The organism is Corynebacterium sp. p3-SID1761, from assembly GCF_055862885.1.
Genome location: NZ_JBSQBJ010000021.1, coordinates 23,599 through 33,057 on the forward strand (window position 1 = coordinate 23,599; position 9,459 = coordinate 33,057).

The 9,459-nt window shown below is 60.8% G+C and carries 11 protein-coding genes and 1 tRNA gene; 9 read left to right on the forward strand and 3 right to left on the reverse strand.

The genetic code is table 11. The features are described 5' to 3' along the window. Positions 1-8 precede the first annotated feature (8 nt). Positions 9-1,352 (reverse strand): nicotinate phosphoribosyltransferase, encoded by a 1,344-nt coding sequence (locus ACWXWJ_RS09190; RefSeq protein WP_473964207.1) that lies wholly within the window; start codon positions 1,350-1,352, stop codon positions 9-11. A gap of 63 nt (positions 1,353-1,415) precedes the next feature. Here ACWXWJ_RS09190 and clpS point away from each other — a divergent pair, with 63 nt between their 5' ends. The 8 genes from clpS (at position 1,416) to ACWXWJ_RS09230 (ending at position 8,291) form a co-directional block, all read left to right on the forward strand. Further along, positions 1,416-1,721 (forward strand): ATP-dependent Clp protease adapter ClpS, encoded by a 306-nt coding sequence (clpS, locus tag ACWXWJ_RS09195; protein WP_011273166.1) that lies wholly within the window; start codon positions 1,416-1,418, stop codon positions 1,719-1,721. 28 nt (positions 1,722-1,749) lie between these two features. Continuing rightward, on the forward strand, positions 1,750-2,322 hold the full coding sequence (locus ACWXWJ_RS09200) for a DUF2017 domain-containing protein (RefSeq protein ID WP_293791860.1): 573 nt from the start codon (positions 1,750-1,752) through the stop codon (positions 2,320-2,322). Continuing rightward, complete coding sequence (locus ACWXWJ_RS09205) at positions 2,319-3,437, forward strand: P1 family peptidase (protein WP_473964208.1); 1,119 nt, start codon at positions 2,319-2,321, stop codon at positions 3,435-3,437. The genes ACWXWJ_RS09200 and ACWXWJ_RS09205 overlap by 4 nt, the downstream gene beginning before the upstream one ends. Positions 3,438-3,454: 17 nt before the next feature. Further along, complete coding sequence (gene murI, locus ACWXWJ_RS09210) at positions 3,455-4,297, forward strand: glutamate racemase (protein WP_473964212.1); 843 nt, start codon at positions 3,455-3,457, stop codon at positions 4,295-4,297. Positions 4,298-4,459: 162 nt separating this feature from the next. Then, positions 4,460-5,296, forward strand: a complete 837-nt coding sequence (locus ACWXWJ_RS09215) for an MBL fold metallo-hydrolase (RefSeq protein WP_448307419.1) — start codon at positions 4,460-4,462, stop codon at positions 5,294-5,296. Positions 5,297-5,328: 32 nt separating this feature from the next. Then, positions 5,329-6,090 carry a ribonuclease PH gene (gene rph, locus ACWXWJ_RS09220; protein ID WP_473964209.1) on the forward strand — a complete coding sequence of 254 codons (762 nt, stop codon included), beginning with the start codon at positions 5,329-5,331 and terminating at the stop codon, positions 6,088-6,090. Positions 6,091-6,136: 46 nt separating this feature from the next. After that, complete coding sequence (locus tag ACWXWJ_RS09225) at positions 6,137-6,790, forward strand: non-canonical purine NTP pyrophosphatase (RefSeq protein ID WP_473964210.1); 654 nt, start codon at positions 6,137-6,139, stop codon at positions 6,788-6,790. Positions 6,791-6,896: 106 nt separating this feature from the next. Continuing rightward, a complete protein-coding gene (locus tag ACWXWJ_RS09230) occupies positions 6,897-8,291 on the forward strand; it encodes an amidohydrolase (protein WP_448307413.1) in 1,395 nt (464 codons plus the stop codon). A gap of 51 nt (positions 8,292-8,342) precedes the next feature. On the opposite strand, the gene ACWXWJ_RS09235 is transcribed toward ACWXWJ_RS09230, so the two are convergent. Beyond that, a complete protein-coding gene (locus ACWXWJ_RS09235) occupies positions 8,343-8,708 on the reverse strand; it encodes a DUF3817 domain-containing protein (RefSeq protein ID WP_473964211.1) in 366 nt (121 codons plus the stop codon). A 3-nt stretch (positions 8,709-8,711) separates the two neighbouring features. After that, entirely contained in the window at positions 8,712-9,176 is a 465-nt protein-coding gene (locus ACWXWJ_RS09240; protein ID WP_293791850.1) for a hypothetical protein, read from the reverse strand. Positions 9,177-9,295: 119 nt separating this feature from the next. On the opposite strand from ACWXWJ_RS09240, the gene ACWXWJ_RS09245 reads away from it, so the two are divergent. Then, positions 9,296-9,377 (forward strand) — tRNA-Leu (locus ACWXWJ_RS09245). Positions 9,378-9,459: the final 82 nt, after the last annotated feature.

The window sequence follows — 9,459 nt, forward strand, 5'->3', positions numbered from 1 at the left end:
GCGAACCTTTAAGCCTTGATGTGGCGTACCTGCAGGGCGGGCTCGTCACGGGTGAGGGCAAGGCCTTCCCACGGCAGAGACACGAGCTGCTGGGCGCAGTGGGCGCGGGACTCTTCCAAGGTGTGCAGCCCTTCCACCAGCTCGCCATCGCGAACCATCGGGATGGTTAATTGGGTGCTGTTAAGTCCATCAGCTTGGGGCAGCTCGCTACCCATGGGGAAGGTGACTTCCTCCACAGCAGTGCCGGACGGGCGGCTAAAACGTGCAGCGTCCTTCGCCCCGCCCAGGCTGGCCTTGCCGCGAGAGCGCTTGGCGACGGGCACTCCGTCGACCTCCACAAGCTTGTAGACCAATCCAGCGGTCGGTGCACCGGATCCCGTAACCACCGAGGTGCCGACGCCAAAGGAATCCACAGGCTCGCTGCGCAGCGCGGCAATGGAGAACTCATCCATGTCGGAGGACACAACGATCTTGGTGTTAGTTGCTCCAAGCGAATCTAGCTGGCGGCGCACGCGCCGGGTAAGCACACCGAGATCACCGGAATCGATGCGCACGGCGCCGAGCTCGGTGCCGGCTGCGGCGATGGCGTTGTCCACGCCTTGGGTGATGTCATAGGTATCTATCAGCAGGGTGGTGTCGGTGCCGAGTGCAGCGACCTGCGCTTTAAAGGCGGAAAGTTCGTCTGGCGTTCCGTCAGGGCGAGTGTGCAGCAGGGTCCACGCGTGCGCCGCAGTGCCGGAGGCAGGGATGCCATAACGCTGCGCAGCCTCCATGTTTGAGGTCGCCACAAAGCCAGCCAGGTAAGCAGCACGCGCGGAGGTGACCGCTGCGTATTCGTGGGTACGACGGGCGCCCATGTCGATAATCGGACGCTCGCCCGCGGCGGTGACCATGCGGGTAGCGGCACTTGCGACAGCGGAGTCCATATTCAGGATGGATAGGATTACCGTTTCCAGGATCACGCATTCGCCGAACGTTCCGCGCACCGTCAGTACAGGGGAGTGTGGGAAGTACAGTTCGCCTTCCCGGTAGCCATCAATGTGGCCGGAAAACCGGAAATTACGCAGATACTCCAGGGTTTCGTCCCGTAGGAAGTCAATTCGATCCAACTGTTGGTCGGTGAACACGAAGTCGCGTACCGCGCTGAGAACGCGAGCGGTACCTGCGATCACGCCATAGCGACGCTCGTTGGGTAGGCGTCGGGTGAAGACCTCGAAGGTACAGCTGCGGTTCACCGTGCCATCGAGGATGGCCGCCTCGAGCATGGTCAATTCGTACTTGTCCGTCAGCAGTGCGGACGAGCGGGTGCGGGACCCTGTGGTTTCTGTGGTGTTATCGTTCACCCGCTCCATGCTAGTCCACGCTTGTCCACGGACCCGGCAGCGAAGACAGCCAATGTGGGTACTCTGGGAACTATGACTTCTCCAGCTGCTCCCGCCGCTACGCCCGTAGCGGACAAATTGCCTGAGACACTAACGGAGCCCAACCTGCCGTGGATGTGCATTTGTTGGGACGATCCGGTGAACCTGATGAGCTATGTGACCTATGTCTTCCAGACGGTGCTGGGCTATTCGCGCAAGCGTGCCACCGAGCTGATGATGCAGGTGCACACCGAGGGGAAAGCCGTGGTGAGCTCCGGTGAACGGGACAAGGTTGAGGGGGACGTAAAGAAACTGCAGACCGCCGGGCTGTGGGCGACGATGCAGCGGGCGGACGGGTAGGCGTCACAAAGAAAGAAGGAAGAACACCATGGAGCCGTGGACGAAGAAGAGCAGTTTGTTGCGTGGTACGCGCTTCAATACGCAGCTAGAGCCACTCGAACGCGAGATGCTAGGTGATTCGGCGGTGGCGGTTTCCGACAAGCTGATGGAGCGCGCTCGGACGGCGCCGAAGGACGAGCTGGCGGAGCTGACGGGCATGGCCAGCGGGCACTCCGATGCCCCGAAAGATCCGGGGTTGGCGCGGCTGCTGCCGAGCTTCTTTCGCGAAGGCGACGAGGAAGTCGAAGGGGATGCAGCCCTGACTCGCCAGCTGAACGAGACGGAAATCATCAAGTCGAAGCTGACGAACCTGCGCTTTGTGGTGGACTACCTGGGACCCAATGGTTCCGTAAATGTCTCGTTGACGCAGGATGAGGTTCAACCGTGGCTGAGTGCGATTAACGATATTCGCCTGTACCACTCGGCGCAGTTTGAGGAGTTCAAGAAGGACCTGATAGGCGAGGGCGAAAACTCCGACCAGGCAATGGCTGCGCAGAACTACCTGGATTGGCTGGGGTACCACCAAGACAGTCTGCTTTCGGCGATGATGGGCGAACAATGAGTGTGGAACTCTTTGGCTGCACGCCCGGGCCCACAAATTCCTTAGCTGATGTAGCAGGCATTGGAGTGGGGCACGCCGTGTGCGAGGACGGTGCCGGCGATTCGGGCGTCACCATGATTGTTGCGCCGAAGTCCGCCACCGCCAGCGTTGATGTGCGGGGAGGCGGCCCGGGCACCCGGGAGACAGATCTTTTGGAGCCCCACAATACGGTGCAGGCCGTGCACGCTATTGGTCTTTGTGGTGGCTCTGCCTTTGGTCTTGACGCCCTCACGGGGGCGATGGCCGAATTAGAGCGCAGAGGAATTGGCTTTCCTGTGCTGGGGCCTGAGCACCCGGACAAATTGGTGCCGATTGTGCCGGGAGCAGTGATCTTTGATCTGCTTCTGGGGCGCTGGGATTCTCGGCCGGATGCGGCTACGGGGGTTGTAGCGACGGCGGCGGCACTTGATGTTGTGGAGGCAGTGGACACACGCGACATAGCGGAAAATGGCAATGTCGGGGCGGGGTTGGGCGCATCCGCAGGTGCGCTTAAAGGCGGTTTTGGGCAGGCCAGTGCGGTATTCCCTGCAGATACTCCTTTAGCCGGGGTGACTGTGGCAGTTGGCATTGTGGTGAACCCACAGGGGGCAGTTTTTGATCCGGTCTCCGGTATCCCGTGGGGTGTTTCTGCAGAGTTGGATGGAGAATTCGCACGCTACGGACTCGTGGACGGCCTCGTTGATGGTGGGGCGGTGGGCGCTGAGGGCGTCGAAAGACTAAAGAACCGGAACGTGCTCGGCACGAAGATAACGGAAGAGATGCTGGCGCCGAGGCTCAATACGACAATCGGGGTGGTGGCGACGGACGCGCCTTTGACGAAGGCGCAGGCGAAGAGGTTGGCGCTGGCCGGGCATGATGGGATTGCGCGGGCTATTCGACCTGCCCATATGCCGATGGATGGCGATACGCTGTTTGCGATGGCGACTGGGGAGGGGACGGCCGTAGACGATATCGCTATGAGTATGTTGTCGGCCACAGTGGCGAACACTGTGGAACGGGCGATTGTGCATGCGGTGCTGGCGGCAGAGACAGCCTTCGGGGTGCAGAGCTGGCGTGATGTGGTTCGAGGTGGATAAGGAACGTGGCTGAGTTCATGGTAGGAGCTTCGGAACGCGGAGCAGAACCGGCGAACAATGCGCCGATCGGTGTGTTTGATTCGGGAGTCGGTGGCTTGACGGTCGCACGGGCGATCGTGGATCTTTTGCCACATGAGAACCTGGTGTACATCGGTGACACGGCGAACTCGCCGTACGGGGATAAACCGCTGGCGCAGGTGAGAGAATTATCGATCAGGATTGCGGATAAATTGGCAGAGCGAGGCTGCAAGATGATTGTGGTGGCGTGTAATTCTGCTTCGTCGGCGTTTATTAGAGATGCGCGAGAAAGATACTCCATTCCCGTCATTGAAGTGATTTTGCCCGCGGTGCGGCGCGCAGCAGCGGCAACTCGCAATGGAAAAATCGGTGTTATTGGCACCCAGGCGACGGTGAGCAGTAGGTCTTACCAGGATCTCTTTGCTGCGATTCCAGGAGTGGAGGCGTACGCGCAGGCCTGTCCGCAATTTGTGCCTTTCGTGGAGCGCGGAATGACCAGCGGACGGCAACTGATGGGGCTGGCGGAAAACTACCTAGAGCCACTCAAGGTGGCGGAGGTGGATACATTGGTGCTGGGGTGCACGCACTATCCGCTGCTTGCGGGGGTGGTGCAGCTGGTGATGGGGGATAATGTCACGCTGATTAATAGTGCGGAAGAAACAGCGAAGACTGTTTATCGAACGTTAGCGGAACAGGGGCTATTGGCTGATGAGAACCCTGGGCGTGCCGTAGAGCTTTCCTTTGAGTCGACAGGCGATCCCCAGAGGTTCGCGAAGTTGGCTGGCCGGTTCTTGGGGCCTGCGATCACTTCTGTGTCGCAGATTCCGGAAATGGTGCGCTAAGAGAGAACAGACCAAGAGTTAGCGGCGGTGTCAGCCCTTGCGATGATGCCGGATGGCTTGCCGCGATTATGCAGAGGAGTAGGCGTGCACGCAAGAACCACCGACACCACGGTGGTCGCCCTTTCACACATTCACCACCTCTTCGTGGCAGAATGACAAGCTATGGAACTGGTAGTGCTGGGATGCTCCGGAAGCGTCGAGGGACCCGACAGCGCCGCGTCGGGCTACATTGTCCGCCAAACGGCTGCCCGCACAACTAAGCACAGCACCCCTCCCGCCACGGCCGACGTCCTCCTTGACTGTGGCCCCGGCGTACTCAGCGCAATGCAACGCGCCGAAGGGATCGACCCTTCCGCGTGCCATGTCGCCTTTAGCCACATGCATGCCGACCATTGCCTAGACTTCCCATCATTGCTGGTCTGGCGTCGATTCCACCCCACCGCGCCCGCGCCACACCGTCACCAGCTACTCGGCCCTGCCATCGCCTGCAAGCACCTCTCCGCCGCTGGCGCCGATGCACCCGAAAACCCCGATGATTTCACCGATACTTTCGATATCGCCACCTATAACGTCGGCGAAGGGCCTTTTGACGCCAGCACGTATCCAGCCCACCCCATTGGGCCATTTACGATCTACGCAGCCACCGCCGTACACCCCACGGAGGCCTACCTACTGCGCGTGGAAGACAACGCAGGTAACTCCCTGGTGTACTCGGGGGACACTGCCTGGACCGACAACCTGGCCCACATCGCAGCGGGAGCAGACGTATTCCTCTGCGAAGCCACCTGGGGTGAAAACTCCGAAGGCCAGCCCACCGGTATGCACATTTCCGGCGAGGACGCAGGCCGCGCTGCCCAGGCTGCCGGAGTCGGCAAGCTGGTACTTACCCACATCCCGCCGTGGGGAGACGCAGAGGGCGCAGTCCGCGGCGCTGCCCGCCACTACGACGGAGAGATCCTGGTTGCTCGCCCGGGTATGCGCCTCACCATAGGGGAGTAGCCCGTCCGGGGCAGCTAGTAAACTAAAGCCCCATGACGAACTCCAACGCAGAGAACAACCCAAGCAACTTCACCCGCGCTGACGGTCGTGCCACCAATGAACTTCGCCCGGTGCGTATCACTCGAGGATTCACCAGCAACCCCGCAGGTAGCGTGTTGGTGGAATTTGGCAACACCCGCGTGATGTGCACCGCCAGCGTCGAGGAAGGCGTGCCGCGGTTCAAGAAGGATTCCGGTGAAGGTTGGCTGACCGCCGAGTACGCCATGCTGCCAGCCTCTACCCACGAGCGTATGCCCCGCGAGTCCATGAAGGGCAAAGTCAAGGGGCGTACCCAGGAAATCTCCCGCCTTGTCGGCCGCGCGCTACGCGCCGCCGTGGATCTGAAGGAGCTGGGAGAAAACACAGTCAATATCGACTGCGATGTTCTGCAGGCCGACGGTGGTACTCGTACCGCAGCCATCACTGGCGCATATGTGGCGCTGGCTGATGCTTTGGCGGTGTTGCAAGCGAGGGGCGTCGTACCCGGGCAACCGCTTCGCGCACCTGTCGCGGCAGTGTCCGTGGGCATCATCGATGGCGTTCCATGCCTTGACCTGCCGTATGAGGAGGACTCTCGGGCGGACGTGGACATGAATGTGGCGATGACGGCTGAGGGACGGTTCGTGGAGATCCAGGGCACCGGCGAGGCTGCGGAGTTCACGCGCGAAGAGCTGAATACGTTGCTGGACTTGGCTGAAGGTGGCCTCCGGGAACTCATTGAGGCGCAGCGAGCGGCGCTGGCGCAGAAGCTCTAAGGAATCGCTCTAAAGGATTACGACAAGCGACAGGGGAGGAGTAGCCATGCGAGTACTGGTTGCCTCAAGGAATAAAAAGAAGCTGGCCGAGCTGAACCGCATGCTGGAAGCGGCAAACGTAACCGGCGTCGAACTAGTGGGGCTGGGTGATGTGCCGGAATACCCAGAGACCCCGGAGACCGGCGCGACGTTCGCGGACAACGCGCGAATCAAGACTAACGACGGCGTGCGGCACGCGGGCCTGCCAACCATCGCGGATGATTCCGGGCTGGCCGTGGATGCGCTCAATGGGATGCCAGGAGTGCTGAGCGCCCGCTGGTCCGGTGGTCATGGCGACGACAAAGCAAACAATGACCTTCTGTTGGCGCAGATGGGCGATGTGCCGGACGAGCGGCGCGGGGCGCATTTCGTATCCGCCTGCATGCTGCAACTACCCGCTGAAGTGGCGGCCGAGCGTGGCATGGAGACCGAATACGCTGTGGAAGGTCGCTGGTACGGGCGCGTGCTGCGCGCCGAGCAGGGTGAGGGTGGTTTCGGCTATGACCCGTTGTTCGCACCCGACGAGTTGCCAGTGGGCCAGGAACAAGAGCTAGTGGGCAAGTCTGCGGGCGAACTAACGGCGGAGCAGAAGGATGCGGTTTCCCACCGCGGTAAAGCCCTGCGTCAACTGGTGGAAATCCTGGCGCAACTAGCGGATTAAAGTTCCGCAAAGATGTAGCCTCGCCCGTCACGGAAGCGGGGTTAAGCCACGTATGATGGGGCAAGGCACAAGCCCGAACAACTAACTAGTGAAAGGACTCCTCCGCGTGACCGCCCCCGGCACTGACAGCGACCAGGCCACCTTCAGCCCCACCAGCCCCAGCGGCATTGTGGCCGGATCGCAAGCTGACCTCAGTTGGCTGGAGGACGTCTACAAATTCTTCCACCAGCACCCTGAGCTCTCGGGCGCAGAGGAAGTGACCGCACAGACGATCGCCAAGGAATTGGAAGCCTTCCCGAACTGGGAGATCACAACCAAAATCGGCGGCTACGGCATCACCGCTGTGCTGGAAAACGGCGAAGGGCCGACGGTGCTGATGCGCGCCGATTTCGATGGCCTGCCCGTAGCGGAGAAAACCGGCGTGGACTATGCCTCCACTTATTCGCAGCTCAACGCCTCCGGTGAGCGCGTGGCCACCATGCACGCCTGTGGCCACGACCAGCACACCACCAGCCTTTTAGGCGCTATGCGCATTCTCGACGAAGAACGCGCACACTGGTCCGGTACGGTCGTGGCATTGTTCCAACCGGCGGAAGAGGCGTCAATCGGTGCGCACAAGATGGTCTCCGACGGTTTGGGGCGCATCATTCCCCGCCCCGATGTATGCCTGGCACAGCACATTGTGGCCGGGCCAGCGGGGCATGTGTACTCCGCACCGGGGCCGGTGATGACTTCCTCCACCACTATCGAAATCACTCTCTATGGCCGCGGCGCGCATGCTTCCATGCCGCACCGATCTGTGGATCCGGTGGTGCTGGCGGCGTCGACAGTGATGAAGCTGCAGACGATTGTTTCCCGCGAGGTGCCGCCGAATAAATTCGCTGTGATCACCGTCGCCTCGGTGGAAGCTGGCAAGGCGAATAACGTGATCCCGGATTCCGCGAAAATCTCTCTTTCCTGCCGCTTCTACGACGAGGAGCTGCGCCAAAAGTGTGTGGATGCGATCAAGCGCGTGGTACGCGCCGAGGCCATGGGAGCCGGCGCCGACCGCGAGCCGGATTTCAAATTCGTCGGCCTGCTGGGTGCTACCGACAACGCCCCCGAGGTCTATGACGTTGTCCGCCCCCACTTCGACAGCTCCTTCGGTGAGGATTCCCTAGAGATGGAGCCTTGGACCGCCTCCGAGGACTTCTCCGTGATCCCGAAGTCCTTTGGCTGCCCCTACATGCTGTGGACTATCGGCATTACCCCACGCCGCCAGTGGCAGCGTGCCGAGGCCGCCGGGCGGTTGGATATCGACATCCCCACCAACCACAACCCGGGTTTCCTGCCGGACCTTTCCACCCTCCAAGTCTCTACGCGCGCGGCTGCGGTCGCGATCCTGGCGTGCCTGCAATCTGAGTGGGAGAAGCCGGAAGCCGAGCCACACGCCATGGGTGCGCCCGTGCCTACCGACGAGGAGATCGACGCAGTCGCAGTGGAGACCTCGCTGGTCGAATAGCCGCGCAGTGCGTCGGGGGACGCACCATACCGCCCAGCCTGCACCTGGAAGCTAGTCCAGGTGGAAAGTCGCCTTAACTTCCTCGCGGCGCTTCTTCTCCACGACGAAGCTCAGGAAAGGTACCACGCCCGCGAGCATTGTGGTCAGCCACTTCGTGGGCTCCCAGCGGGCCTTCGTGCCCAGATCCAGGCAGCAGATCACGTAGATCATAAACACCACGCCATGCGCCGGGCCGATGTAGCTAAACCACTCCGGAGTATTGTCGGCGCCCAGCACCAAGCGCTTAAGGATCATCTCGGCCACCAGAATCAGCAGCCAAATACCGGTCACGACCGCCGCCACGGAGTACACCTTCAGCGACTTCGCCACCCGCGCGCGACGCTCCGGGTGAATCGCCGTCGTCTGCTCGTTGCTCATTGCTTAGCGTCCCTCTTTCTTTGCTTCTTGTTCGTTACTGTCGCTGCCGTCACTACCGGCATTGCCCTCGTACGCCCCGTTGTGTGACGCCCTCATACGCGCCTGCTTACGCCTATCATCCACAAATACGTCTTCGGCTCCTTCAGCCTGCAGGAAGTCCTGCGGTACCTCGGTGATTTCATCAGTCGGCTGAGTAGGAGCAGCAGGGGAGATGTCGCCCTGCAGCCGCTCCTTTTCGTATTGGATGTACTTGCGGTACGCCACGACGAAGAAGATGCCAAAGATTGGCCACTGGATGGCATATCCCAAGTTCTGGAAGCTACCGCCATTAGATTGCCAACGGCTCCACTGCCACCACGCCAGCAGCAAGGTGGCGATCACCGCGAGCACTAGGAAGATGATTTGAATAATGCGAACGCGCAGCGGAAACGGGTGAGTTGTTTCGTCTACCTCGGAGTGTTCGTTCACAGAGCCACATTCTACCCGTCAGGGCTGTGCCACCTAATCCACTTAATCCACCTAATTTCTTTTTATGCTGGCTCGCTTGCTAGCATAAAAGGGGAAGCGCGGTTATCCGCGTTCTTTTTGCGCCTGTGGCGGAATTGGCAGACGCGCTGGATTTAGGTTCCAGTGTCTTATGACGTGGGAGTTCAAGTCTCCCCAGGCGCACAAACTCTTACAGCCCCGCTTGACAGTGAACTGGCCCCCGAAAGTTGGACTGGTTTAATTCTAGGCGGTTAGGGCTTCAAGG

Excerpts from the sequence above, each read along its gene's own strand:
- ACWXWJ_RS09190 (WP_473964207.1), bottom strand. The coding sequence starts at position 1,352 with ATGGAGCGGGTGAACGATAACACCACAGAAACCACAGGGTCCCGCACC.
- ACWXWJ_RS09200 (WP_293791860.1), top strand. The coding sequence starts at position 1,750 with ATGGAGCCGTGGACGAAGAAGAGCAGTTTGTTGCGTGGTACGCGCTTC.
- clpS (WP_011273166.1), top strand. The coding sequence starts at position 1,416 with ATGACTTCTCCAGCTGCTCCCGCCGCTACGCCCGTAGCGGACAAATTG.
- rph (WP_473964209.1), top strand. The coding sequence starts at position 5,329 with ATGACGAACTCCAACGCAGAGAACAACCCAAGCAACTTCACCCGCGCT.
- murI (WP_473964212.1), top strand. The coding sequence starts at position 3,455 with ATGGTAGGAGCTTCGGAACGCGGAGCAGAACCGGCGAACAATGCGCCG.
- ACWXWJ_RS09205 (WP_473964208.1), top strand. The coding sequence starts at position 2,319 with ATGAGTGTGGAACTCTTTGGCTGCACGCCCGGGCCCACAAATTCCTTA.
- ACWXWJ_RS09215 (WP_448307419.1), top strand. The coding sequence starts at position 4,460 with ATGGAACTGGTAGTGCTGGGATGCTCCGGAAGCGTCGAGGGACCCGAC.
- ACWXWJ_RS09235 (WP_473964211.1), bottom strand. The coding sequence starts at position 8,708 with ATGAGCAACGAGCAGACGACGGCGATTCACCCGGAGCGTCGCGCGCGG.
- ACWXWJ_RS09225 (WP_473964210.1), top strand. The coding sequence starts at position 6,137 with ATGCGAGTACTGGTTGCCTCAAGGAATAAAAAGAAGCTGGCCGAGCTG.